This is a genomic window from Caldicellulosiruptor naganoensis (assembly GCF_026914285.1).
In the GTDB taxonomy this organism is placed as follows: domain Bacteria; phylum Bacillota; class Thermoanaerobacteria; order Caldicellulosiruptorales; family Caldicellulosiruptoraceae; genus Caldicellulosiruptor; species Caldicellulosiruptor naganoensis.
Map to the genome: position 1 here is coordinate 1,580,674 of NZ_CP113864.1, position 26,323 is coordinate 1,606,996.

Here is a 26,323-nt window from a genome sequence, read left to right on the forward strand (position 1 = left end):
AAACGAGGCTGTCCAAAAACAATAATTTTTAATAACCAAAATCAAGCATTTGATGGTATTTAATGTTAATATTGAACTATGCAGTAAAAAGCAAGAGGGTTGGCTGGCAATTTTGCCCCAACCCCCTATTATTATCTTCGCCAATCTTTCTATGTTATAGGCAATACAAACCAAACTCTACTTTAGCTTCACACCCTTCATACCCCTGAGCAGGAATCTCCTAAACCCTTTATTGTTCTTTATTATCCCAAATACTGTCTCAACTTCTATCTTCCTTTTTTCGTAAATCTCTTCGCCTTCTCTACTTAACAGCCTTTGCCTCACCTCTTCCTTCAATTTCTCTAACCTCGGTCTTATACTAAATCTCTTCTTCCATCTCTTACCTTTATAACATTTTTCTCTGTGTTCACAACCATTACAAATATCTTCACATTGATATACCTTCTCATAACTTACAAATCCTCTCTCATTTGCACTTATCTTCGGATATAAGTATTTCACCTTCTTACCAGCAGGACAAATATATGCATCTTCTTCAGCTATGTACTCCCAGTTCCTTACATTGAAAATATCCTTCTTAAATCTTCTTGTCTGTTCCAAGTCAAATGTGTTATACTTAATGTAGCTATTTATGCCACATTCTTTCAGATGAAGGTAGTTTTCTTCAGACCCATAGCCACTGTCTGCTACAATGTTCTTTGGCATGAAACCTGTTATCTTCGTCACAAGCTCAAGGTGTTCCTTTAGACAGACAGTGTCTGTGGGACTTTGGTGGATGCTAAAACCTATGACAAATCGGTTCTGTGTGCCGATTTGTACATTATACCCGGGTTTTAGCATCCCATTTTTCATATGGTCATCCTTCATCCTCATAAATGTGGCATCATTGTCTGTTTTTGAAAAACTATTCCTGCCATTTAAGATCTGCTCATAAGACTCATATTTCTTGAGTCTTAATACGCAGTTGTTTTGGAGAGTTTTTACAAGCTTTTTCACTCTCCTTTCTTTCCTTTTGCTCCCAAAGTTAGCTTCTGCTATCTTTTGGGAGAGTTCTTCAACTTTTTGTTCAAGCTCTTGGCTATCATAATCAGCTTCTAAATTGACATCCAACTCGCCAAGAATTCTGTCTTCTTCCTCATTTATCCTCTCTATTTCATTAAGAATTTCTCTTACTTTTTCTCTTAATTTCTTTTTGTATGTTCTTGTACTTCTTGCCCATACAAATGTATACTTGTTCGCATTTGCTTCAATCTTTGTCCCGTCAAGGTAGTAATACTCAAAGTTTACATACCCCAGTTTTACAAGAAGTTCAATAACTTGTGCGAAAATCTCTTCAATGCAATCACCTATTATCTCTTTTCTGAATCTATTGATAGTTCTGAAATCAGGGGTTTGAAGTTTTGAAAGCCACATAAAGGTTATATTCTCTTGAAGTGCTTTTGCTATCTTTCTTGAAGAGTATATCCCCTGTATGTAAGCATAGATAAGTACTTTCAAAAGCATCAAAGGATGGTAGCTGGAAGTCCCACCACCTTTGTATTTCTCTACTATGGTTGAGATATCTATTTTATCAATGATTTTATCGATTGCTCTTACTAGATGAGTTTGAGGGATAAAGGCTTCAGGGTCGATTGGCATTATTAATTGGTTGGGGTTATATTCTTCTTGACTTTGTCAGTTTGAAGCTCAAAAAGCTTGGGAGGACTGGGATTGACAAAATATGGACCTCAATTTTGTCACTACATCATTTGCTAATACCAATAAATTCTAAGCCTTCCTCATATGTCATGAAGTTTTTTGGACCCTTTATCTTCATTACATTCAGTATATCTCCAGCTTCTCCCTCAATTTTTTGCTTTATCAAATATTTCTTCCCTTTTATCTCTATTTCAAAAAAGTTCATTGAATATATTGCTTCCATTATCCTTTCACTACTTATTCCTTTACCTTTTCTCCTCAAAATATATTCCAATGTCCTTTGCAGTAAAAATGCCAAAAAACATATCACAAAATGTCCTTTTATTCTGCTTTCTGTAAAGTGATATATCGGTCGCACTTCTAAACAGCTTTTCATTACTCTGAATGACTGTTCTATCTTCCATAAATCGTGATATGCTCCTAAAACCTCTTCTACATCCATATCCTTTTTGCTCGTTTGAATTGCATAATAACCGTCAAATTTCTCATCTCGTTTTATCGTTTCCTCATCCAATACATATTCTTCTGATTTTGATTTCTTCTTCAAATATTTCCTTGCACCTTTCTTTTCTAAGGCTGTTATGCTTCCTTTGTTCTCTAAAAGCTCTTTGGCTTTTCTTACCAATCTCTCTCTGTCTTCTTTGTCTTTCTTGGCTCTCTTGCTTGAATACGTTATTATCAAATTCTCTTCTATTTTGAACTCTTTACCCTCTTCATCCTTGACAATATTTGTTCTTTCCAATACCTTATATTTGAATTCATCACCATAAATTTCTTCAGCATTCAAACATCTTTTGCCATCAAGTCTTTTATATCCTTCTTCATTAAAAACTTCATCTAAAATTTCTTTACTTGCATTCTTTAATCTGCTTGCTACTATATAGTCGTACCCAGCTTCTTTTATCATCTTTAAATTTATTCTGCTGTTAAGCCCTTTGTCTGCTACTATTATTATCTTATCTATACTAAATTTTTCCTTCAGCTTCCTCAGTATCTTTACCATCGTCTTGCTATCTATCGTATTACCAGGAAAAAGTTCATACCCTATCGGTCTGCCTTCTTTGTCCACCAAAAGCCCTAATACAACTTGCACTTCATTTACCTTGTTGTCTTTGCTAAACCCAAAATTTTTAAGTTCATCCGCTCTACAACTCTCAAAGTATATTGTCGTCACATCATAAAACACTACATCAACTACCATCTTAAATAAGTCTTTATTTCTCTGATACAGGTATGTCTCTAAATCTTCTTTTACACTGTCAAGAAAATCTAAACACCTGTACAATTGATTCAAATCTATATCCTCTTCAAATCCAAAATATTTGCTTCTCTGATGATAAGTTCTTAGTTTGCTCATTGGCTCTATCAATCTCTGTATGGTCATTAAAAAACTTACTTTGTCTACATCAAATTTTATCTTTCTCTCTTTTGCTGCTTTCCCTTTTAAAAACTTATCAATTTCAAGCTCCTGCCATAACTTTCTGTATACAATGTATCCCCAGTTTTTTACAACTGCATCCGAAATATCTTCTTCAGATTCAATAGTAACAGCTTTTGCATTCTCAGTAGTTGTTTCAGCGACAATATCAGATAGTTTTTTTACAATGTTTTTAAAAGCGGGGTCATCTTTGAGAATATCAAGTCTACCAAAGTTAAATAGTACTCTTTGCTTTACTTTACCATTTTCACGGTAATTTTCGACTAACCTAACATACTGATAACCGCCAGCATTAGTAATTTTGACAAACATATGGCAACTCCTTGAAGATAGTTTGTTATATTGTACCACAAAATATTTAAAAAGTCAAGCAAATTCAGTATATATTAAGCTAAAATTTGTCCCTACATTTTTTAAAATTTTTTATTTTTCTCTTCTTGAAACCCGCATAAATTAAGACTTTGTTATTTTTTGTTAGCTCAAAAACACCTCTTAACTGACAAAGTCAAGGCATTATTAATTGGTTGGGGTTATATTCTTTGAAGACTATTTTATCATGTTTGCGTGGCATATTAATCCTCCTTATGTAATCATTTCTGAGATATTATATCATAAATATCTTACAATGTAAATACAGTAAAAATAAAGAGGCTGTCACCTCATCTTTTTAGACAGCCTCGAAATTTTTTATATATTCACATTAAATAAATCCGTTGACAAATACCTCTCACCTGTGTCAGGAAGAAGAACAACAATCATCTTCTTTTTATTTTCGCTCCTTTTTGCAACCTCAACTGCTGCATATAAAGCTGCACCTGATGAGATTCCAACCAAAATCCCTTCTTCTCTTGCTAAGTACCTTGCCATCTCAAAAGCATCCTCAGATTTTACCTTTATTATCTGGTCATAAATCTTTGTGTTTAAAACCTTTGGTACAAACCCAGCACCAATCCCTTGTATCTTGTGAGGTCTTGGCATCTCGCCTGATAATACTGCAGACTCAAAAGGTTCAACTGCAACAATTTTCACAGTTGGCTTTCTTTCTTTTAACACTTCCCCAACACCTGTAATTGTTCCACCTGTGCCAACACCTGCAACAAATATGTCAACCTGACCGTTTGTGTCATTCCAAATCTCAAGCGCAGTCGTTCTTCTGTGAATTTCTGGGTTTGCTAAATTTTCAAACTGCTGAGGCATAAAAGCGTTAGGAGTTGAGTTGTAAATCTCGAAAGCTTTTTCAATTGCACCTTTCATTCCCTTTTCACCAGGTGTCAAAACAATCTCTGCACCATATGCCCTAAGAAGCTTTCTTCTTTCAATGCTCATTGTCTCTGGCATGGTCAAAATCAGCTTGTAGCCTTTTACAGCGCATACCATCGCAAGAGCAATACCTGTATTGCCACTTGTTGGCTCAATGATCACTGTGTCTTTGTTAATCAGACCCCTTTTTTCAGCATCCTCAATCATTGCAAGGCCAATCCTGTCTTTTACACTTCCGCCAGGATTGAAATACTCTATCTTTGCAACGATTTCAGCATCAAGCTCTTTTGAAAGCTTGTTTAGTCTCACAAGCGGTGTCCTTCCAATAAGTTCGGTTATATTGTTGTAAATCATTTATATACCCCCAATTCCAATCGAAATAGTCGGCTTTTATTTTATTATACAACTTTTTTATTACTATGTCAAAAAAAATTAAAAAGGCAGTTTTAATTTCCCTGAGATTTTGAAATCTCTTCTCTTACAATTTCTCTTATTCTTTCTTCTGTTAAAATTTCAGACTTTGTAGCAAGGTTCATCTTATTCAGAATATTTTCAACCTGCTTTGAAATATACTCATTTAATTCCTTTTTCTGCTCTTCACCTTTTTCCATTATTTTTTGAATTATTTCTTGTATCTCATTTTTACCAATCTCACCTTTCTCAGCCAGCTCATTTACAATCTTCTCCACCTTTTCCTTAGAGAGTGCAAACACACCAAGTCCAATGTTGATAAGCTTTTCCAAAAGGTCCTTCATTCTTTACACCTCCACAAACTTACTTTTCTTTTCTGATAATCATTAAAAGCATGACAATGATAAGACCAATCAATATTAATATACCCAATCTTAAAGCCCATAAATACCAAGCCGACAAAATTGTTTTATATAAAGCTGGAGATAAAAGACCTCCAACTGTCATCCCTGCAATTATTATACTCACAGAAAGAAGTATAATCGAAAGTGAAAATTTATTTGCAAGTCTTTCAATTCTCTGCAGCACTTTATCTAAACCCTTTAGTTCAATATTTAACGTAAGATCTTCATTTTCAAGTTTATCAAGAATTGTCTCAGTCTTTTTAGGAAGAAACTCGAACAGGTCAAAGTAAGAAAATAACAGATTAAGGATATTTGTAAGTCTTAGTTTTGACAATCTATTCTTCAAAATTAGCCTCTTTACATAAGGCAAAATTGCTTCTAAGATATTTAAATCAACTTTTAAAATTGCTATGCTATTTTCAAGGAGACTCAAAGTTCTGCCAAGTAAAACAAGTTGCTCAGGAATTTTTAGCTTATATTTAAATGTGAGCTTAAACACATCATTAAAGATTTCCGCAATTTTAATTGAAACAATAGGCTGGTTGATATAGTGATTAACTATACTCTCAACTTCCTTGTAAAACTTGTTGGCATCAATACCTCTGCCAATTATCCCAAGCTCTTTAAACGCCTTTATTGCCATCTTCTTGTCATTTAGAACTATTCCAAGCAGCAAATTTGAAAGGTTTTCTTTGTCTTGACTGCCGAGTCTTCCTATCATACCAAAATCTACAAAAGCGATGTTATGGTCGTTTGTAATTAAAATATTGCCTGGATGAGGGTCGGCATGGAATATTCCAATTTCAAATATTTGCGATAGATAAAGATTTATAAGCTTTTTACCAAGCTTTAATCTCTCGTTTTGTGAAAGAGAGTCAATATCAAGAGTATTCAAGGTTTTTGCTTCAATAAAACTTGTAACTAAAACCTTATCTGACGAAAGTTCTTCATAAACATCTGGAATGATAACTTCTTTGTTAGATAGAGCTTTTTTGAGCTTTTTGATATTGTTCTGTTCAAACCTAAAATCAATCTCATGCAAAAGAACATTTGCAAGCTCATTTACAATGTCAGAAAAGCTTACAATACCTTTAACTGGTGAATATCTGTCTAAGATGGATGTGAGTTTCCTCAATATTTCTATATCAGTCTTAACTTCATCATCAATATTCGGTCTTCTAACCTTTATAGCTACTTTTTTGCCATTTACATATCCGACATGTACCTGACCAATTGACGCTGTTGCAATTGGGCGTGTTTCAATGTGTTCAACCTTATTTAGCAAATTCTCCTCTTCTAATATCTTTTTTACTTCTTCAAAAGAAAAGGGTCTTACATTTTCTTGTAGCTTCTTTAGCTCAACAACAATATCTTCTGGCACCAAATCAGGTCTGTTTGCAAGTAGCTGACCCATCTTGATAAATGTTGTGCCAAGCTCTTCTAAAGCGTTTCTTAGTCTTACTCCTCTGTTTATTCTGTTTTCAGAAAATCTTTTAAATCGCACAAGTGGGGTGTTGCTAAATACATACCCAAATCCATGTTTTACAAATACATTTGTGATATGCTTTAGCCTATTGATTCTCCTTTTTCTTGCGTTTGTCAATAAACTTCACTCCATTAAAATCTTTTCAACCTCTTCGCGTGACTTTGCAGAAATTAACTTCTCAAAATCTTGCTCATACAAAATCCTTACATTTAGCTCTTGGGCTTTCGTAAGTTTGCTGCCAGGGTCTTCACCAACAATTACAGCAGTAGTCTTTTTAGAGACGCTTTCGCTCACTCTTGCACCCAAAGACTCTAAAATCTCCTTTGCCTGGCTTCTTGAATATTGTGAAAGAGCACCTGTTAGCACAAATGTATATCCTTTTAAGAGGTCTGACTTTGCCTTTTTCTCAGAGACTGTATTAACCCCTGCTCTTTTGAGTCTTTCAATTAGATGTTTTGTCTGTTCTTGTCGGAAAAAGGTTACAACGCTTTTTGCCATCTTCTCACCAAAGTCAGGGAGCTTAAGAAGCTCTTCTTCAGTAATTGTAAAAAGGTCATCAATTGAGGATATGTGCTCTGCCAACGTTTTTGCCGCCTTTTGCCCAATATGTCGTATGCCAAGCGCATATATTAGCCTATCAAGAGGTCGTTTTTTAGATGCTTCTATCGCTTTTAATAAATTATTAGTAGATCTGACGCCAAATCTATCAAGGTTTACCAAATCGTCGAATTTCAAATCATAGATATCTGCAGGTGTTTTAATTAAACCTCTTTCAAATAGATTTTTTACTATCATCTCACCCATGCCTGCAATGTCCATTGCATCACGCGATACAAAGTGCAAAATTAACCTGTAGCTCTTTGCAGGACATTCAACACCTGTACATCTGTATGCAACCTCATCTTCAAACTTTATAACATCTGCTCCGCACACAGGACATTTTTTCGGCATCTCAAAAATCCTTTCATTTCCTGTACGCTTTGAAAACACAACCTCAACAACCTCTGGTATTATTTCGGCCGCTTTTTGAACTATTACTGTGTCACCAATTCTAATATCCTTCTGCCTTATATAGTCCATATTATGAAGTGTTGCACGTGACACAACCGAACCTGAAATTCTTACAGGTTCAAGTACTGCAGTTGGAGTAAGAATACCTGTTCTCCCAACATTTACTTCAATGTCCAAAAGCTTTGTTTCCTTTCTCTCTGGTGGGAATTTATAAGCAACTGCCCATCTTGGTGACTTTGCAGTTGAACCTGCCACCTCACGCAAAGCTAATTGATTTAGTTTCACAACAGCACCATCTATCTCGAAAGGAAGCATGCCTCTTTTTTCTTCTATCTTTTTGATTGCTTCATATGCCTCTTTTATGTTATTGCAAACAACATAATCAGGAGAAACTTTAAATCCCAGATACTTCAGAAACTGTAGCGCCTCATCGTGGGTTTTGAGTTCTTTTTCACACCACTGAACATTGAAAACAAATATATCAAGCTTTCTCTGTGCTGTTATCCTTGGGTCAAGCTGGCGAAGCGACCCCGCTGCCGCGTTTCGCGGGTTTGCAAAAAGCGGCTCTTCATTTTCTTCCCTTTCTTGATTTAGTTTTATAAACTCATCTTTTGGCATGAACACTTCTCCACGGACAACTATGTTTATATCCTCTTTAAGTCTCAATGGAATTGACCTAATTGTCTTTAAGTTCTCAGTAACATCCTCACCTACATTACCATCTCCACGTGTGGCGCCTCTTACAAAAAGACCATTTTCATATTCAAGCGCCACAGAAAGCCCGTCAATTTTATACTCGACAACATAATTAAATTCATCAGTGCCAAGAAGATCTTTCAGTCTTCTGTCAAAGTCATAAAGTTCCCCTTCACTAAACACATTCGAGAGTGATAAAAGCGGTACTCTGTGGACAACCTCTTTAAACCCTTCTTTTACCTTGCCGCCAACCCTTTGTGTGGGTGAGTCAGGGAAGATATATTCTGGATACTGTTTTTCAAGCTCAACAAGCTCTCTGTAGAGCATATCATATTCATAGTCGCTTATTTCTGGATTGTCTTCAACATAGTACTTATAATCGTGATAATTAATAAGGTCAACAAGCTCTCGAATCCTCTTTTTAATGAACTCACTCATATACTTTTCACCCTCTTTCATGCTTAATTCTACTTCAGTAAATCTTAGTATAACTTGTATTTACTTGTGATTTGTATATTTTTAACTTGTTCTTTTTTTCAAATTTGTCAAATAGATCAAAGACTATATCCACAAAAGCTTTTTCACTTTCATAATGCCCAATTTCAATTGTGCTAATTCCAAGTGATCTTGCTAAAAGTACCCCATGATGCCCTATCTCTCCAGAAATGAGACAGTCAGCACCTTTAAAGTAAGCATCTTTTATAAAGTCCTTGCCAGAACCACTAACAATTGCAATCTTCTTAAACTGATTTTTTACAAGACTAGCTTTTACAAATGAGAGATAAAGTTTTTCTTTCAGTTCTTGTATAAGATTTTCAGCCTCAATATTCTTCCCACCAATAACACCTATACACTCATACGAAATCTCATTTTCAAGCCTGTATATATCATACGCAACCTCTTCATACGGATGGGCTTTTAGCATAGCTTTAATAACATTTTTGAGCTTGTCCTCTGAAACAATGCTCTCAAGTCTTACTTCTTTTACCTTCTCAAGCTCACCAATCTTTCCTATGAAAGGATTTGCTCCTTCGTGTGGTTTAAAATGACCTTGTCCTTCAACTGCAAAAAAACAGTGGCTATATTTACCTATAAAACCAGCACCCTCTTGTGCCATGGCTTCTAATACTTCATCTTTGTAATCTGAAGGAACATATACAACAATCTTAAAATACCCACTTTTTTGTTTGACACTCAAACCTTCAACATTTTCAAGATCTAAAAGCTTTGCAAGATAAAAATTTATACCATGCTTTGAGACATCTGTATTTGTGTGAAAAGATAAAATAGCTATATCACTTTTTATAGCATCTATTATTAATCTTCCCTCAGGTGTGTCATCTTTGATTGATTTTAAACCCTGAAAGATTAAAGGATGATGGGAGATAATGAGCCTCACCCCAAGCTCTTTTGCCTCATTCAAAACATCTTCTGTGACATCAACGCAAATCAATACTGAGTCTACCTTTGCTGAAAAACTTCCTACCTGAAGCCCTACATTGTCCCAATCATATGAGAGTTTCTTAGGAAAGTAGTTTTCCAAAAATGATGCAATTTCCTGTACACTTACCATTTACTTAAAACCTCCTCAATCATCTGTAAGACCTTTTTTTCTTCTGAAAAATCTTTTTCATTTTCTTTCTTCATCTCTGCTATTTTTCTCAGTTTCTCCTTTTTTCTCAAAAGATATTCTAATGACTCCTTGCTCCTGCCCTGGATATGTCTTCCTACATATATGTCAATGTCTGAATATTCAAGTTCACTCGACTTTTCTGTTTTCATTATTATATAGAATTTTTCTTTATCATTTACAATGATTTCTTCACTTATATCAAATCCATTCTCAAAAAGCCATCTTCTTAAAAGTTCTATATCCTTCATTGGTTGTAAAACGAGCTTTGTGTTTTTAACTTTGTCTTTAGCAGAAGACAAAATACTTAAGATTGTATCTCCACCCATTCCAGCAATAACAGCTTGGTCAACTGGTTCTCTAATTGGTTCAAAGCCATTTCCCACAAAAAACTCTATCTTCTCAAAAACCCCTTCTTTTTTTGAAAGCTCAATTGCTTTTTGAAGAGGGTTTGGATTTATATCGACTGCAAATGCCTTTTTGGCAACCTCTCTTTTTATTGCCTCAACAGCAACATAGCCATGGTCACAGCCAATGTCAGCAAGTGTGTTGCACTTTTCTAAAACTTTTAAGATTGTTTCTATTCGTTTAGAGTACACTTTTCTCTTTCCTTCTCTTCATGTTTTAAAAAATCTTCTAATAACAATTATAATTTTTGTCAATAATAATATCAAACTTTTGTTAAAAAAGAAGAGTGTACGAAAAATGAAAAAATCCAAAGATTTTGAAAATGATAAAGAGACATTTCAAAATTTCCTCCATACAAATAATGCAGGTTTGCGCGATAACATTACAACTACTATTGAAAAACAGAACCAGCCAATTTTTAAAAAATCAGAAGAAAAAAAGAGGTTGTGATATTTTACACAACCTCTTTGCTCTTTTCTTCACTTTTTATCAAATCTTCAATGCAAAGTCTTGCTAAAAGGTAGCAAATTGTAGACTCTGCACCTTGGTTTTGATTTATTCCATCTTCTTCAATTCCATCTCTGCACCCGCCAGTCTTTTCATCATATAAAGGTTGCTTATGGATATTTTCACCTAAAAACCATTTAAATGCTTTTAGTGCTTTTTCTTTGTATTCCTTATCTTCGGTAATCTTGTATGCCTCTGTATATGCAAGTACACAGTCACATGCATCTATTGGCTGCTCATCAAAGTATGGACGCTCTTTCCCCTTTTCATACCAGCCTCTGTTACCAATCACGCGCAAAATACCATTTTCAAATAAAATGGTTGTAAGAAAATCAAGTGACTCTTTTGCAACCTTTAGATACTTTTCTTTTTCAGTTACCGCAAATGCCCTGAAAAGTGCATAAGGAATGATTGCGTTTGCATATGTGAGTTTGTCAGAAAACCATTTCCAATTTTCATCGGAATGTTTTCTGTAAAGGTTAAGAAGTTTTTCAGAGAGGACTTCTAAGTATATCTTTGCCTCATTTGAAAATTCTTTAATGTCATGCAGCATAGACAAAGCTATAATTGCATATGCCATACTGATAGGATACTTTAATTCAAGGACATTTCTAAGTGATCGCTTCAACATTACATATGAGAGCTCTTTGATGCTGCTGTCAAGCACATCAGAGGAATAGACATAAGAGAGGGCTATGAGTGACCTTGCAAAACAGTCCTCTGTTCCTTTTTCGTCAATGAAAACTCTTGAGTAGTTCATAAAGTTTCTGAAATACCCATCATCGGTATAGCTATTGTATAAAAATGCCATATATCTGTAAACCAAATCCAAGTAAGCTTTGTCACCTGTCTTTTCATAAAGCCTTAGCGCAACAATTAAAGCTCTTGCGTTGTCATCCGTTGTATATCCTTCTTTGTAGTTTGGCACAGAAAATTTGGCATGCTGTAAAATACCGGTTGAATCTGTCATCCTAAACAAATGCCTTGTATTCAGAGAAGGTAGGGCAAGCCGCTTTATTCCCTTCTTCATGCTATCACCCCAACCTTCTTATTTAGCTCTACCACATCATAAAATATATCAATCATCCTCTTTGCAACATTGTGCCAGTACATTTCTTTTCCAATCTCTAAAGTCTTTCTCTCAATCTCTTTTCTGAGCTTTTCATCCCTCAAGAGAGTGATAATAGCATCTGCAATGGAATGAGCATCTTCAAACTCAACAAGCATTCCTCTTCCATCAGAGAGCATTTCCTTTGCGTAAGTGTATGGTGTTGAAACTATTGCCTTGCCAGATCCAATTGCATATGCCAGCGTTCCTGATACCGCCTGCTCCCTCCCTATGTAAGGAGTGAGGTAGATATCAGACAGGCGCAGATATTCCATTATCTCTCTTTTTGTAAGATATTTGTCAACGAATATCACATTGTTTTCTAATTTTAATTCTCTTACCAAATTTACAAGCTTGTCTCTGTACTCTTCACCTTTTATCCTCTTTATATTTGGATGTGTCTGACCTAAAATCAAGTATACTGCCTCTGGAAATTCTCTTCTTACCTTGTCCATGGCTTGTATAGCATACTCCAAACCTTTTCCAGGACTGATTAGTCCAAATGTGCTTATAACCTTCTTTCCATCAAGATTATATTTCTTCTTTAAGGTTTCTTTATCTTCTAATTCCATATATGGTACTCCATGGTGAACTATTTCTATTTTTTCTTCCTCAATGTCGTACACATTCATCAATATCTCTTTTGTTGTCTTTGCCATAGTAATTACTTTGTAACTTGCATCAGCAAGCTTTTTGAGTATCTCAAACTGTTTTGCTGTTGGATTTTTCAAAACTGTGTGGAATGTGGTAATGATTGGCTTTCTGATAAGCTTTACAAATGGAACTATATAATCTCCATCTTCCCCACCAAATATACCATACTCATGCTCAATTATAACAACATCTATATCTGACATATTGATTAAATTAGCAGCCTTTACATAATTTGAAAATTTATCTTGATTTATATCATATAAGACTCTATTGTCATAAAGATGTTTGTCTTTGCTAAGTGCAATTACATAACAATGTCTTACATCATTATATTTTTCAATTGCATTTACCAAATCTTGTGTAAATGTGGCAATACCACATTCTCTTGGGGGATAAGTGCTTACAAAAACTGGTTTGATAGACACTTTAATCCCTCCCTTTTCAATAATTTTAATTACTAAAAGGACATAATTATTTTTCCCTATTTATCTTGCACTATACCTTTTTATTCTACCTTCTGGAAAACCGCAAACGACATGGAGTTTAGACTTTATACCCTGACTTGTTTTACTTTGACCTTCCTTGATTTTCATTATAAATATCTGCGAATTTTTGTCAAATTAATATTAACCTGATTTTTTGTAATTTTTGACCGTTATCAATTATTTAAAAAGATTTTTAAGCGTAATTTTAATTATAGCTTTAATTTTCTTCAAAATTCTTATACATGTATATTTGTCTCAATATTACCATTTATTTTTTTATAAATTTCTGTTGACAAAATAATGAAAGTGGGTATAATAAATAAGTGATAGGGGTATATGGTATATGGGGGGTTGAAAAATGGATGAGCTCTATAAAGAAAAAGAAAATCTGCTTTTGAGGCTTCGCAAAATTGAAGGACAAATAAAGGGTATTCAGAAGATGATTGAAAATGACAAGTCGTGTAATGAGGTTTTAACTCAAATAGCAGCTGTCAAGGCTGCGCTCAACAAGGTAGGTGCAATTATTCTTGAAAAGTATTCAAAGTCATGTATTGCTGAGTACAAAAACACCGAAAATGAAAAAAGCATTGATGAGCTGATAGAAACCTTACTAAGGTTTATCAAATAAATAAAAATGGGTATATATAAAAATTGAAAGGAGCTGTGATAAAGATGGCAAACAACATTGTAACTTTAACAAGCGAAAATTTTGAAAGGGAAGTTTTGCAATCTGACATCCCTGTTGTTGTTGATTTTTGGGCTGCATGGTGTGGTCCATGCAGAATGGTTGCGCCTGTAATTGAAGAGCTTGCCCAAGAGTATGCTGGCAGAGTCAAGTTCGCAAAATTAAATGTTGATGACTATGGCGATATCGCATACACATTTAGAATTATGAGCATACCAACTATCATGCTTTTTAAAAATGGTCAAGTTGTTGACAAGATAATCGGTGCAAGACCAAAGAGTGATTTCGTAAACTTTATAAACAGAAACTTATAAAAGCACCAACAAAATGGCAGCACTGGTTAAAGTGCTGCCATTTTGTTTTTGTTTTGAAAAAATTTTAATAAGTAAGTGTAACCTCCGCTTTTATCTCAATTGTCCCACCCTGAATCTGAGAAGATGATGCTGAAAGTGCCATCTCTTGAGTCTTGTATACAATTGGTGGTGTGTTTATATAGGTATTTTCGTTCACAATTCTTGGCTTTCCTAAGCTAATCCCAAGCCCTTTTGCCAGAACATTTGCCTTTTCTTTTGCATTTTCAAGTGCTTTTGCAAGGGCCTGATTATAATATGCTCCTACGTTTGAAATGTCAAATCGCAGATCAGAAAAAGTATTTGCGCCGTTTTTAAATGCACTGTCAACAACTTTCCCTACCTGGGATATATTTCTCACTGTGACTGTCAGATCTGTTGATGCATAAAAACCAATTATCTTTGAGGCGTTGTCGTCCTTGTTATATGAGTATTTTGGGTAAACGCTAATTTTAAGTGTTTTAATATCTTTTGAATCAATTCCAAGTTTTTTAATTGCATCTATTATTTTGTTTATCTTTGAAGATGTTTTAGAATAAGCAGCATCTGCACTAACATCTTCACTCAAAACGCCAAACGTCACAACTGCAATGTCTGGCTCTGCCAAAACTGAAGCTACTCCTTTAACATTTATCTCTGTCTTATTTATCTCTGTCTTTGGCTGAGATGCTGAAGCTGACGAGGCTTCTGCTCTCCATAGAGAAAATATAAAAACGCTTACAAACAACAGCACAATTACCATTAAGATTGCTTTTAATTTTTTTGTTTTCACAAAAAATCCCTCCTAAAAAATAATTAAAATTCTTTTGCACGTTCTTTTCTAAACATTATAACGCCTCCACTTTGGTAAATGTTGCGTTTACTTTTTAAAATCTATCCAAAAAGCCTTTTAAACTGCAAAGGGGTAATGCCCTCTAATTTTTTGAACATGTAGCAAAAATAGCTTGGATTTTTAAAACCAACTTCATAGCAAACCTCTTTTATTTGAATTGAGCTTTGCTTCATCAAAAGTTCTTTTGCCTTTTGAATCCTAACTCTTATCAGGTACTCATAAGGAGTTGTTTGAAATGTTTTTTTAAATACTGTGCACAGATGTTGTGGCGAAAGATTTACTATGCTTGATATCTCATCAAGTGAAATAGCTTTTTTATAGTTTTCTTCGATGTACTGAAGTACAGGTAAAAGCTTTAAATAGTTACTTTCAAAGTTTTTTTCAATCTTATTTTGAAGGTTTAAAAACATATGAAGAATAAAGCTGTAGATAAGCTGAGAGCATTCAATCGACACAATGTAATTATATACACTTGCTTTGTTCGATATTGCTTCCAATATTCCTTCCAAGTACTTTTTGTTTGCAAGCTTGAATATCTCAAAAGGTCTTATTCCCATTGTCTTGAGGATTGTCTCTGATGCTGGTCCATTGAAAGTAAGCCAGATGGTGGACCATTTAGACGTTGCTGCAAAATATTCATGCGCAATGCCTGGATACATGAAAAAGGCTGTATTCTCATCAACTAAGTACTTTTGCCCATCAACAATCAAATATCCATTTCCTTCTAATGTATGCAAATAATGATAATCAGGATGCCCATTTTTTCTTATAACATGTTCTTGGTATTCATTAGAACCAACGCTTTTGAGATAGATTGGAAGCCCTTTTTCAAGTGATGTATTGACAATAAAACAGGTTTTCATAGCAAAAGTCTATCACCTTTCTTGTCAAATAAAATCTTTATAAAATCTCCATAAAATAATTATATCAGCCAAGTGCAACAAAAATAGACCCAATAGCAATGAGTAAAACTCCCAAGCCTGTATAAAATGAAATCTTCTCACCAAGGAATATTGCAGCAAGCACTATCGCAAATACAACAGAAAGCCTGTCAATTGGCGCAACCTGCTGAACCTTTCCATTCTTGAGAGCCAAAAAATAAAATAGCCATGACAGTGCTCCCGCAACACCACTTAGCACAATAAACAAAATGGCCTTTTTATTCGCCAATATCTCTCCTACTTTGCTCAGCCTACCCTGAAATATGATTACTAAAACTAAAAATAAAGCCATAATGACTGCTCTTATTGCTGTCGCCACATTTGTGTCAAGATTCTTAAGGCCGATCTTGCCAAAGATTGCAACAAGAGAGGCAAACAGAGCTGATAAAAGTCCAAATATCAGCCATAAATAGTTCATATCTTTTTACCTCCATATCCAAAGATGTATAACTAATTATATTTTAGACAATAATCAAAATGATATCAATTACAACTTAAAGAAAGGAATGATAAAAATTGAAACAGACAGTTGATGTTTTATCCCAAATAGCCCAACTAAAAGAGGTTGATTACAAAAAAATACTCTGATGATAACATCATTAATAGAAGTGCTTGTCGACAAGGGTATTATCGCCAGGAAAGAGGTGTTTGAAAAGTCAATATTTTTAGACAGGCTTGTTGAAAGTGAAGCTAAGAGAAAAAATGAAAAGGGCACTTAAAAACGTGCTCTTTTTTTATTTAAAGCTCAATTTTTTTATTATTTTTTATGACAAAACACAATATTTTTGTGGTATTATTAAAATATATCGCACACTTTAGAAAGGGGAAATGGAGCATTGAAAGGCACAGTAGTTCTAACATGGCTTGAAACAATTGGAAATATATGGGGAGACGATGTAAAAAGATATGCTGAGAAGGGAATAGGTTTAGATGAGTCAACCATAATTTCTCCGACAGATGACATTGATGATAGTTGAGTTCAGAAGATGATTGAAAAGGCATGTGAAAAGGCAAACATTTTGCCTCAGCAGATGTGGAGAGAGATTGGAAAAAACAATATAAAAACGTTTAGCAAATGGTTCCCCTCATATTTCCAAAGGCTCTCTTTAAAAGGCTTTTTAGAGTATATGGACGATGTACACTCTCAGCTCACTCGCATGATAAAAGGAGCAAATCCCCCACGCATTTTGTTTGAAGAAATCTCACCAAATGAAGCATACATAACATATGTCTCAAAGCGTGGTTTTTATGACTACTTTTTGGGGCTTTTAGAAGGAAGTGCTGAGTTTTTTAATGAAAAATTGGATTTTGAAGAAATTGAGCGTTTTAAGGACGAAGAAGGTTTTTATCATTTAAAAATAAGAATCAGATTTGAAAAGACAAACCGAAAGGTTAAAAAAGCACTATTTAATATAATTGCAGGGTTAGGATTTATAAGGTCATTAGAGTTTAAGATTTCCATCTTTTCTACAATAGCTGTAATTATCTTAAGTTTTCTCCTTGAACCCAACAAAGAAGAATACGCAAATCATCTTCTTATGGCTGGACTTACCTTCCTCGCAACTTTTATTGCTGCGTTTTTCATTTTGCGACCTTTAAAGCCTATAAAAGATGAACTCAACTCTCTTAAAAACCTTGATTTTAGTAGTTCACTCTTCATAAAAACAAACGACAAGCTTGAAGATTTTGCAAAGATTGTTGCAACAACAAAATCTTCAATCAAAAAAGATTTACTTCTTCTAAAAGGTGGAAGTGACGAGATATACAACTTCTCTAAAAACATAAGAGAAATTGCTGATAAGATGAAAAGTCTCTCTGATTATGTTACTGGAATTGTAAACGACGTTGCACAAGGTGCTGTTCATCAGGCAGAAGAGATTGAAAAAGCTGTAACAACACTCAATGAAAATATTGAAAATCTAAAATCAATTGTGTCGCAGCAAACCCAGACAAAAGATATTTTGACAGAGGTAAATCAAACACTTAACAATTCCGGAAAAGACATAAGTGAAGCTGCAAAAGATATAAACATAATTAGCACAGAGTTTTCTGACATAGTTCAAAAAGGCAGTAAACTTTCTGAAGAGGCAAATGAAGTCATGAAGATAACATCAACAGTTGCAGAGATTTCAAACCAGATTAACATGCTTGCACTCAACGCTTCAATCGAAGCTGCAAGGGCTGGAAATGTCGGTGTTGGATTTGCAGTTGTCGCAGATGAGATAAGAAAACTTGCAGACAGTACAATGTCATTTGCAAAGACAATTAACAAAAATCTCAAAACATTTGTTGAGGAGATTGAAGCCCTTTCAACCACTTTAACTCAGCAGTTTGAAAAACTTACAAAGAGCGAGTCTACTTTAAATGATGTTGTGAATAGGAATAACCAAAACATTGAAAGAATATCAAATGTAGTTGAAACTTTAATTTTGCAAATTGAATCTCTTTCGCAGGAAGCCGAAAGGATTTCGAGCGTATTTGAAACAATTACCTCACTTTCTGCAATCTCACAAGAAAACTCGGCATCAGCTCAGGAGATGGTAGCTTCAATCTCTATGTACGCAGAGAGCATCAAAGACCTTTTGACAAAAGTAGCCGACCTTGAGAATCTTTCAAATGTATTTAAAGAAGAGCTTTCAAAATACCGATTATAAATTTAAAGGGAGGGATTTTAAAAATGTGCCAAACTTACATTGTCGCAATTTTGGTTGACAACAGGCTCCATGATGCTCCAAAATTGCAAGAAATTTTGACAAAACATGGCTGCTTAATCAAAACACGACTTGGCATACATGAAGCTGGCAGCGACAGCTGTTCAAATCAAGGACTTATCATCCTTCACATGCAGGCAAAAGAAGAGGAGATAAAAGCTTTTGAAAATGACATCAAAACTTTGGAGCATGTAAAACTTCAGATGATGAAATTAGAATGTTAAAAGAAATTTTAGATATAGGTGAAAGAGAAAGATGAATATTCCAAACGTAAATGAGATAATAACCCAAAAGTTTGAAGAGATTGCTGCGAGGATTGCAAACAAGCCAAATCTTCCACAAAGTTTTAAAACCATTTTTCAAAATAGTTTTGCACTTTCTATAAATAAGGATTTGGCAATTACTACTTACCAGCAACTATCAAACTCTGAAAGTGCAAAGACATTGGAAGATAAAAGCTTTGCAAATAAATTCTATGAACTTGAAAAGTCAAGCTATACACCTTATAATTTATCTACAAATCTTAGCAAAAGTGAAATAATAAATATTGCAACAAAAAAGGCAAAAGAGTATGGACTTCCGCCAAGCTTAGTTTTGAGTGTAATTGAAGCAGAATCTGGTTTTAGACAAGATGTAATATCAAAAGCTGGGGCAATTGGACTTATGCAGCTCATGCCAGAAACTGCAAAAGCGCTCGGTGTCAACCCCTATGACCCAATTGAAAATTTAGATGGTGGAATAAGATATCTAAAAGAAAAGCTTGAACAATTCGGAGGTAATATTGAACTTGCACTTGCAGCATATAATGCAGGACCTGCAAATGTCATAAAGTATGGTGGTATCCCACCTTTTGATGAAACAGTAGAGTATGTTCAAAAAGTGCTTTTGCTATCCCAAAAATACAGAAGATTTGATGTATAAAACCCCTCTTGTTTTGAGCATATTAATTGCAAGAGGGGTGTGATGAGTAATATGAGAACAAGAAAGCTTTATAATAGGCATAAAGAGATGTATAACATGCTAAAACGCAAGAAAAATATGCTAAAAATGCTTGGAATGTATCTAACTGGACTTTGTAAAGGTATGATGTTAGGAATACTCATTGGAAAGAAGTTAAAAAGGGACTGAAAAAAGTGGGAATTAGGTAGGCTGTTTTGCTTTGGTTATTTGAGCAAAGCAGCCTTTTTATTTTAGCGAGAATTTATTTTTTACATAGATTGATTTTCCTTTTGATTTGTTCTATACTCTTTACTTGTAAATAAATTCTTTTACACAAAAGTTTTTATAGGAGGCAAAAAACTAAGATGCGACTTGGAATCGTTGGACTTCCGAATGTGGGCAAAAGCACCCTTTTCAATGCAATTACAAAAGCTGGTGCAGAGGCAGCAAACTATCCATTCTGTACAATTGAGCCAAATGTTGGAGTTGTGGCTGTACCTGATGAGAGACTTGAAGTTTTGGCAAAGATATATAATCCCGAAAAGGTCACACCTGCATTTATTGAGTTTGTTGACATTGCAGGGCTTGTAAAAGGCGCAAGCAAGGGCGAAGGTCTTGGCAACAAGTTTTTGTCTCATATAAGAGAGGTTGATGCAATAGTCCATGTGGTAAGATGTTTTGATGACTCTGAGATAGTACATGTTGAAGGAAGTGTTGACCCAAAAAGGGATATTGAGACAATCAACTTAGAGCTCATATTTGCTGACATGGAGGTATTAGAAAGGCGTATTGAAAAAACCCGGAAGCTTGCAAGAAATAGTAAAGAGGCCGCTCATGAGCTTGAAATCTTAGAGAAGATATATTCTACTCTGGAAAGTGGCAAAATGGCACGTACTTTGAAGTTTGATGATGAGGAAGATTTGAAGTTTGTAAATTCTTTGAATCTTCTCACATTTAAACCAACAATATATGCAGCAAATATATCTGAAAAAGACATTGGAAAAGAAAATGAATATGTAAAAGTTGTAAAAGAAATTGCCTCACAAGAAGGATCAGAGGTAATTGTCATCTGTGCAAAGTTAGAAGAAGAGATTGCAGCTCTGCCAGATGAAGAAAAGAAGGAATTCTTAAAAGAGCTGGGAATTGAAAAATCAGGACTTGACAATTTAATCCAGGCAGGGTATAGACTTTTAGGGCTCATTTCTTTCCTAACAGCTGGTGAAAAAGAAGTAAGAGCTTGGACAATCAAAAAAGGTACAAAAGCACCACAGGCAGCAGGAAAGATTCATAGCGATTTTGAAAGAGGGTTTATCAGGGCTGAGGTTGTTCCGTTTGACGTATTAGTTGAATGCGGCGGATTTGCTCAGGCAAAGGAAAAGGGACTTGTACGCTCAGAGGGCAAGGATTATGTTATGCAGGACGGCGATGTTGTAATTTTCAGATTCAATGTGTAAATGAAAGAAAACATATTTAAAGGGGCTGGCGATTGCGATTATTTATCCAAGTTGTCGGCAATCGCCAGCCCTTTTTTGAAACTTTATTTTGTCAATTTTTTGATGTCTTCAAACTCTAATTTTAGCCTTTTTATGTCTTTATATGAGCTAATTTTTAACCTGAGTGGCACTTCTTTTATATTTTCCTGCTTTCTTTCCATCTCAATGCGCCTTAGCTCAACATATCGAACGCCTATCGTAGAAGTCCACCTGAATACTGCATCTACTACATCTTCAAAACTTTCACTTTTCGCAATTACCCCAAGCTTATACGCAGGTCTTCCCTTTTTCATATAAATGGGAGTAAAATACACATCTAATGCACCGGCTTGCATTATCTTCTCAAGAGCAAGCGACAGATCCTCACCTGTCATATCATCAATGTTAGCAAATATCTCAAAGTATTTGCTACTCAAGTTTAGTTTTTTTTTTCCTATGATTGCCCTTACTATATTAGGAATAGGAAGGTCTTTTGTTCCACTGCCATACCCAATTTTTTCTATCTGCATCCTTGGCATGTTCACAAAACCGTTTGAAATTGCTGCTGCAATCCCTATACCAGTCGGAGTTATCAGCTCAGTATCAATATCTACAGTTGCAATTGGAATACCATTTTGTCTTGCTATCTCCAAAACAGCAGGTGCCGGCACAGGGATTATTCCATGCATTGATTTTGTAAATCCTCTTCCATCAGACAGTGGTGAGAACAAAACCTCTTGAGGCTTTAAATACTCTATACAAAGCGAAAATGCAACAATATCCACAATTGAGTCGTCAGCGCCTACCTCATGAAATGCAATCTCTTCAATGTCCATACCGTGAACAGTTGCTTCGGCCTTTGCAATCTTTTCAAAAATTCTGATTGACAAATCTTTTACAGCTTCTGGCAGCTTACTTTCTTGTAAAAGCTTTTTGATATCTTTAAAGGTTCTATGATGATGGTGATGGTGATGGTGAGCATGATCATCGTGATGATGCTGCAAAACATTTACAACAAAATTTTTGGCTTTAATACCGTTCACCATTTTTTCTTTAAGGTCTATTTCAACATCAAGCCCAAGCAAAGCTATATTTGACTTTATATACTCAAAATCAACTCCCGCATCAATCAAAGAGCTAACCAGCATATCACCAGCAATTCCAGATGGTGCATCAAAATAGATAATCATAGTCTTCTCAAATCCCCTCTTTTTAAATTTCACAAATTCCCGTTTGCCAAAGAATTTATCATATGCGCAACAACTGCCGCACCAAACCCGTTGTCAATGTTAACAACTGCAACACCATTTGCACACGAGTTTAGCATGGTAAGAAGCGCTGAAAGTCCTTTAAAGTTTGCTCCATACCCCACAGATGTTGGCACAGCAATCACAGGCCTTGACACAAGCCCAGCAACAACAGATGCAAGCGCACCTTCCATCCCAGCAACTGCTACGACAGCGTTGGCTGACTGAATCTCATCAAGATGAGAAAATAGCCTGTGAATTCCCGCAACACCAACATCGTATATTCTTTTTACATTATTCCCCAAAATCTCCAAAATAACTGCTGCCTCTTCAGCTACTTTCAGGTCGGCAGTTCCAGCAGACACCACCGCTACATGGCCTTTGGGGTTTTTCTTTATCTCAACCCTTTTTGCACAGACAATTCTTGCAGCTTCATAATAGATTATATCCTCTTTTAGGTTTTCTTTTAGATATTCATAAAGTTCCTTGCTCGCACGCGTACCAATAATATTTACCTCTCCCTTTTCAATCATCCTTTCAAAAATCTTCAAAACTTGCTGCTCAGTTTTCCCTTCACAAAAAACGACTTCAGACATACCTTGGCGAATCTTTCTGTGATGGTCTATCTTTGCAAAGTCAATATCTTCAAATGGAAGCCCAGAAAGCTTTTTGAGAGCATCATCAATAGAAAGCCTATTTTCCTTCACATCTTCCAATATCTTTCTTATGTCCATACCTTTCTCTCCGTTTCTATATTTTATTGTTGGTTCATGCTTCCCATCTTGTAGCCACACAGGTCAAGTGCGACAAATTTAAATCCAAAACTTTTAATTTTATTTGAAATATCTTTCATCAACTCTAAATCAAAAAATCTTGGAAGTTCCTCAAAATCAACCTCAATTCTGGCAATATCGTCATGGTGCCTAACTCGTACTTGTTTGAAGCCTTTTTCAAGCAAAACTTCTTCTGCCTTTTCAATCATCTCAAGTTTTTGCAAGGTTACTTGACTACCATAGGGTATACGGGTAACTAAACACGCCATTGATGGCTTATTAAAAGTAGGAAGACCAAATTCTTTTGATAAAAATCTTATCTCATCTTTTGTAAATCCAACCTCAAATAAAGGGCTTTTAATACCTCCTTCCTCCAAAGCTTTTCTGCCAGGCCGAAAATCTTTTAAGTCGTCTATGTTAGAACCTTCAACTATTTGGTTTAGTCTCAAGTTCTCTTTTAACTCTTTTAGTCTTTTTATCAAGTCCTTTTTACAATAATAGCACCTGAACATGTCATTTTTTAAAAAATCCTCATTAGCAAATATATCCCTCTCAAGCACAATTAGTTTTGCTCCGATAGCACCAGCAAGTTTTTCTGCTTCTTGTTTTTCTCTTTTTGGACTTAAGGCAGAGTTTGAAAAAACAGCAACGCAATTTTCACCCAAAACATCATGGCAGACTTTTAATAAAAATGTAGAATCAACTCCCCCTGAAAACGCAACAAGTACGCTTTTGTAAGACTGTAAAAGATTTTTTAGTTTCTCAAGCTTCTCATAAGAAAGCTTTGGATCAACCATTATTCAAACCTTCCTTTTTATTCTTTTTTCAATACAATCGCAAATGTTGCTTTAAAAATATCATTTGGTTTTAAATAATAGTACTTGTTTTGAAGATATCCTTCATGCTCTCCCATCCACGGTTCTATGCAAACAAAATCGTAGTCTTTTAAAGACCACACGACAATGTTTTTAAAGCTTTTGTCTTTTACGAGTAAAAGCTTTTTGTCCTTGTCAAGAGTAAACTCAATGCTATCGCTTCCAACATCAAAAAAATCAAGGTTGATCTCAGGTTTTGAAAAGTCAAGTTCTTTGTAATTTTCAAGGTCAACAAATTTCTTCTCAACATCATCAAAACATTTCTCGCAGTCAAGCTTTAGTGTAAACTCATCCTTGTTACACAGAAAATATGGATGAAACCCTGCATAAAATGGCAACTCTTCTCTGTCGTTGTTTTTTACAAGCATCTCAACAGCAAAAATTTCATCGTTTATTGTGTATTTGATGAAAAGTTCAAAGTCATATGGATAAAATGCCTTTGTGAAGCTATTACTTGAAAGCTTTAATACTACTCCATTTTGAGAAAGCTCATCTATATAGCCTACAACTTCCCAAGCAGCATCTCGTGCAAACCCGTGATTCTTCATGGAATACTCTTGACCTTTGAATGTAATTTTGCCGTCCACAACCCTTCCACATATAGGAAATAGAATAGGAATTCCGCCTCGAACATTCTTTGTCCTGTCAAACAACGTCTCTTTGTTAAGATACAGTATGTCTTTGCCACTTAAATTCAGTAAAACAACAATTGCACCCCGTTCGGGTGCAACTGTAAAATATGAGTTTTTTGTCTTTGAGTATACTTTAATAAACTCCAGACCGTTTTCTGCAAAGCTTTCTACAAAATCCAAGCTTTCTTCCTCCCTTTTTTTACTCAACATGCAGTGAATAATTTGGTGCCTCTTTTGTAATGTAAATATCGTGCGGATGGCTTTCTCTCACACCTGCTTGTGTAATTTTCACAAACTTTGCCTTCTCCTGAAGCTCTTTGATAGTCCTTGCACCGCAATAACCCATTCCAGCTTTAAGACCACCAACAAGCTGGAACACTGTATCCTCTAATGGCCCTTTATATGGCACTCTTCCTTCAACACCTTCTGGCACAAGCTTTGAAGCATCTTCTTGGAAATATCTATCCTTGCTTCCTGCTTTCATTGCAGAAAGTGAGCCCATGCCACGGTAAACCTTAAACCTTCGGCCTTGATAAATCTCACACTCGCCAGGGCTTTCCTCACACCCAGCAAATAGGCTTCCTATCATTACAACATCTGCACCAGCCGCTAAAGCCTTGGTAATGTCACCTGAATACCTTATACCACCATCTGCAATAACAGGAATCCCGTATTCTTTTGCAACCTCTGCGCAGTCCATGATAGCCGTTATTTGTGGAACACCAACTCCAGCTACCACTCTTGTTGTACAGATCGACCCGGGACCAATTCCAACCTTTATGCAGTCTGCTCCTGCTTTGATAAGGTCATACGCAGCCTCTGCTGTTGCAATGTTTCCAGCAACAACCTGAAGATTTGGATACTTTGCTTTAATCTTTTTGAGAGTTTCAATAACACCTTTCGAATGGCCATGAGCTGTGTCAATAACTATAACATCAACCTGGGCTTTTACAAGTGCATCAACTCTCTGTTCTGTGTCCTTTGACACACCAACTGCTGCAGCACACAAAAGCCTTCCTCTGCTGTCTTTTGCTGCATTTGGATATTTTACAGCTTTTTCAATATCTTTTATTGTAATTAATCCTTTCAAGTTACCCTCATCATCGACGATTGGAAGCTTTTCAATCTTGTATTTTTTCATAATTTCCTTTGCTTCTTCTAAAGTAATTCCTTCTTTTGCTGTGATGAGATTGCTTGATGTCATGACCTCTTTTATAGGCTTTGAATAGTCAGTTTCAAACCTAATATCTCTGTTTGTTATAATTCCGACAAGCTTTCCGTTAACTGTAATCGGAACACCTGAGATGCGGTATTTTGCCATCAGCTCCATAGCCTCATAGATTTTATTTTCAGGCGACAGGTAAAACGGGTCAACTATAACCCCGTGCTCGGACCTTTTAACCTTGTCAACCTCGCTTGCCTGCTCTTCAATTGTCATGTTCTTATGTATAACACCAATACCGCCCTCTCTGGCAATTGCAATTGCCATGCGTGATTCTGTAACAGTGTCCATCCCTGCAGACATAAGAGGAATATTGAGTTTTATTGTCTTTGTAAGATGAGTAGAAACGTCAACATCTTTTGGCAGCACTTCACTGTACTGTGGTACAAGCAGAACATCATCAAAAGTCAGTGCTTCCTTTATCACTTTGTCTTTAAAACCCATTTTT

At 35.4% G+C, this 26,323-nt stretch carries 27 protein-coding genes and 1 pseudogene; 10 read left to right on the top strand and 18 right to left on the bottom strand.

Going from position 1 to position 26,323, the window contains the following annotated elements:
• Positions 1-6: 6 nt before the first annotated feature.
• From OTJ99_RS07840 to OTJ99_RS07875, 8 genes and pseudogenes are all read right to left on the bottom strand, one after another.
• Positions 7-1,638, bottom strand: a pseudogene (locus tag OTJ99_RS07840) (IS1182 family transposase); the annotation flags it as partial.
• A 106-nt stretch (positions 1,639-1,744) separates the two neighbouring features.
• On the bottom strand, positions 1,745-3,448 hold the full coding sequence (locus OTJ99_RS07845; RefSeq protein WP_045164553.1) for an IS1634 family transposase: 1,704 nt from the start codon (positions 3,446-3,448) through the stop codon (positions 1,745-1,747).
• A gap of 375 nt (positions 3,449-3,823) precedes the next feature.
• A complete protein-coding gene (cysK, locus tag OTJ99_RS07850; RefSeq protein ID WP_045164580.1) occupies positions 3,824-4,750 on the bottom strand; it encodes a cysteine synthase A in 927 nt (308 codons plus the stop codon).
• Between the two features lie 92 nt (positions 4,751-4,842).
• A complete protein-coding gene (locus OTJ99_RS07855; RefSeq protein WP_045164579.1) occupies positions 4,843-5,151 on the bottom strand; it encodes a phasin family protein in 309 nt (102 codons plus the stop codon).
• 19 nt (positions 5,152-5,170) lie between these two features.
• Complete coding sequence (locus tag OTJ99_RS07860) at positions 5,171-6,814, bottom strand: ABC1 kinase family protein (RefSeq protein WP_045164578.1); 1,644 nt, start codon at positions 6,812-6,814, stop codon at positions 5,171-5,173.
• A gap of 6 nt (positions 6,815-6,820) precedes the next feature.
• Entirely contained in the window at positions 6,821-8,842 is a 2,022-nt protein-coding gene (gene ligA, locus OTJ99_RS07865) for an NAD-dependent DNA ligase LigA (RefSeq protein WP_045165507.1), read from the bottom strand.
• Positions 8,843-8,876: 34 nt separating this feature from the next.
• Positions 8,877-9,977, bottom strand: coding sequence for a Nif3-like dinuclear metal center hexameric protein (locus OTJ99_RS07870; RefSeq protein WP_045164577.1), 1,101 nt, complete (start codon positions 9,975-9,977; stop codon positions 8,877-8,879).
• Entirely contained in the window at positions 9,971-10,633 is a 663-nt protein-coding gene (locus OTJ99_RS07875; protein WP_045164576.1) for a tRNA (adenine(22)-N(1))-methyltransferase, read from the bottom strand. The genes OTJ99_RS07870 and OTJ99_RS07875 overlap by 7 nt, the downstream gene beginning before the upstream one ends.
• A gap of 106 nt (positions 10,634-10,739) precedes the next feature.
• Here OTJ99_RS07875 and OTJ99_RS07880 point away from each other — a divergent pair, with 106 nt between their 5' ends.
• The gene (locus tag OTJ99_RS07880) at positions 10,740-10,892 is read left to right on the top strand and encodes a hypothetical protein (protein ID WP_200889461.1); all 153 of its coding nucleotides are present in this window, start codon (positions 10,740-10,742) and stop codon (positions 10,890-10,892) included.
• A 4-nt stretch (positions 10,893-10,896) separates the two neighbouring features.
• Here the strand turns inward: OTJ99_RS07880 and OTJ99_RS07885 are convergent, their stop codons facing one another.
• Positions 10,897-11,979, bottom strand: coding sequence for a D-glucuronyl C5-epimerase family protein (locus OTJ99_RS07885; RefSeq protein ID WP_045164575.1), 1,083 nt, complete (start codon positions 11,977-11,979; stop codon positions 10,897-10,899).
• Positions 11,976-13,136, bottom strand: a complete 1,161-nt coding sequence (locus OTJ99_RS07890) for a glycosyltransferase family 4 protein (protein WP_045164574.1) — start codon at positions 13,134-13,136, stop codon at positions 11,976-11,978. The genes OTJ99_RS07885 and OTJ99_RS07890 overlap by 4 nt, the downstream gene beginning before the upstream one ends.
• Before the next feature lie 418 nt (positions 13,137-13,554).
• Between OTJ99_RS07890 and OTJ99_RS07895 the strand changes: the two genes are divergently transcribed.
• Together OTJ99_RS07895 and trxA are read left to right on the top strand one after the other, a co-directional pair.
• On the top strand, positions 13,555-13,824 hold the full coding sequence (locus OTJ99_RS07895) for a metal-sensitive transcriptional regulator (protein WP_011917249.1): 270 nt from the start codon (positions 13,555-13,557) through the stop codon (positions 13,822-13,824).
• A gap of 44 nt (positions 13,825-13,868) precedes the next feature.
• Positions 13,869-14,195 carry a thioredoxin gene (gene trxA, locus OTJ99_RS07900; RefSeq protein WP_045164573.1) on the top strand — a complete coding sequence of 109 codons (327 nt, stop codon included), beginning with the start codon at positions 13,869-13,871 and terminating at the stop codon, positions 14,193-14,195.
• A gap of 64 nt (positions 14,196-14,259) precedes the next feature.
• Here trxA and OTJ99_RS07905 read toward each other — a convergent pair whose 3' ends face one another.
• The 3 genes from OTJ99_RS07905 to OTJ99_RS07915 all read right to left on the bottom strand — a co-directional run bounded on the left by OTJ99_RS07905 (position 14,260) and on the right by OTJ99_RS07915 (position 16,422).
• Positions 14,260-15,003 (bottom strand): SIMPL domain-containing protein, encoded by a 744-nt coding sequence (locus OTJ99_RS07905; RefSeq protein ID WP_045164572.1) that lies wholly within the window; start codon positions 15,001-15,003, stop codon positions 14,260-14,262.
• 101 nt (positions 15,004-15,104) lie between these two features.
• The gene (locus OTJ99_RS07910) at positions 15,105-15,926 is read right to left on the bottom strand and encodes an AraC family transcriptional regulator (protein ID WP_045164571.1); all 822 of its coding nucleotides are present in this window, start codon (positions 15,924-15,926) and stop codon (positions 15,105-15,107) included.
• Positions 15,927-15,990: 64 nt separating this feature from the next.
• The gene (locus OTJ99_RS07915; RefSeq protein WP_045164570.1) at positions 15,991-16,422 is read right to left on the bottom strand and encodes an EamA family transporter; all 432 of its coding nucleotides are present in this window, start codon (positions 16,420-16,422) and stop codon (positions 15,991-15,993) included.
• Between the two features lie 169 nt (positions 16,423-16,591).
• On the opposite strand from OTJ99_RS07915, the gene OTJ99_RS07920 reads away from it, so the two are divergent.
• The 7 genes from OTJ99_RS07920 to ychF all read left to right on the top strand — a co-directional run bounded on the left by OTJ99_RS07920 (position 16,592) and on the right by ychF (position 21,108).
• Positions 16,592-16,723: a hypothetical protein gene (locus OTJ99_RS07920; RefSeq protein ID WP_268748473.1), complete on the top strand. Its 132-nt coding sequence runs from the start codon at positions 16,592-16,594 to the stop codon at positions 16,721-16,723.
• Between the two features lie 117 nt (positions 16,724-16,840).
• Complete coding sequence (locus tag OTJ99_RS07925; RefSeq protein ID WP_235374555.1) at positions 16,841-16,981, top strand: heme NO-binding domain-containing protein; 141 nt, start codon at positions 16,841-16,843, stop codon at positions 16,979-16,981.
• A 9-nt stretch (positions 16,982-16,990) separates the two neighbouring features.
• Positions 16,991-18,658: a heme NO-binding domain-containing protein gene (locus OTJ99_RS07930; RefSeq protein ID WP_235374554.1), complete on the top strand. Its 1,668-nt coding sequence runs from the start codon at positions 16,991-16,993 to the stop codon at positions 18,656-18,658.
• A 23-nt stretch (positions 18,659-18,681) separates the two neighbouring features.
• The gene (locus tag OTJ99_RS07935; RefSeq protein WP_045164569.1) at positions 18,682-18,939 is read left to right on the top strand and encodes a hypothetical protein; all 258 of its coding nucleotides are present in this window, start codon (positions 18,682-18,684) and stop codon (positions 18,937-18,939) included.
• A 31-nt stretch (positions 18,940-18,970) separates the two neighbouring features.
• A complete protein-coding gene (locus OTJ99_RS07940) occupies positions 18,971-19,636 on the top strand; it encodes a lytic transglycosylase domain-containing protein (RefSeq protein ID WP_045164568.1) in 666 nt (221 codons plus the stop codon).
• 51 nt (positions 19,637-19,687) lie between these two features.
• Positions 19,688-19,843, top strand: coding sequence for a hypothetical protein (locus OTJ99_RS07945; protein ID WP_187147297.1), 156 nt, complete (start codon positions 19,688-19,690; stop codon positions 19,841-19,843).
• 176 nt (positions 19,844-20,019) lie between these two features.
• On the top strand, positions 20,020-21,108 hold the full coding sequence (gene ychF, locus OTJ99_RS07950) for a redox-regulated ATPase YchF (RefSeq protein ID WP_045164567.1): 1,089 nt from the start codon (positions 20,020-20,022) through the stop codon (positions 21,106-21,108).
• Positions 21,109-21,191: 83 nt separating this feature from the next.
• Here ychF and larC read toward each other — a convergent pair whose 3' ends face one another.
• Genes larC through guaB form a run of 5 tightly spaced genes read right to left on the bottom strand, consistent with a single transcriptional unit; the run spans position 21,192 to position 26,319 of the window.
• A complete protein-coding gene (larC, locus tag OTJ99_RS07955; RefSeq protein WP_045164566.1) occupies positions 21,192-22,316 on the bottom strand; it encodes a nickel pincer cofactor biosynthesis protein LarC in 1,125 nt (374 codons plus the stop codon).
• A 29-nt stretch (positions 22,317-22,345) separates the two neighbouring features.
• Positions 22,346-23,107, bottom strand: coding sequence for a nickel pincer cofactor biosynthesis protein LarB (gene larB / locus OTJ99_RS07960; protein WP_045164565.1), 762 nt, complete (start codon positions 23,105-23,107; stop codon positions 22,346-22,348).
• Between the two features lie 23 nt (positions 23,108-23,130).
• A complete protein-coding gene (gene larE, locus OTJ99_RS07965; RefSeq protein ID WP_045164564.1) occupies positions 23,131-23,943 on the bottom strand; it encodes an ATP-dependent sacrificial sulfur transferase LarE in 813 nt (270 codons plus the stop codon).
• Between the two features lie 17 nt (positions 23,944-23,960).
• Positions 23,961-24,833, bottom strand: a complete 873-nt coding sequence (locus OTJ99_RS07970; protein WP_045165506.1) for an aldose epimerase family protein — start codon at positions 24,831-24,833, stop codon at positions 23,961-23,963.
• Positions 24,834-24,852: 19 nt separating this feature from the next.
• Positions 24,853-26,319 carry an IMP dehydrogenase gene (gene guaB / locus OTJ99_RS07975; protein WP_045164563.1) on the bottom strand — a complete coding sequence of 489 codons (1,467 nt, stop codon included), beginning with the start codon at positions 26,317-26,319 and terminating at the stop codon, positions 24,853-24,855.
• Positions 26,320-26,323: the final 4 nt, after the last annotated feature.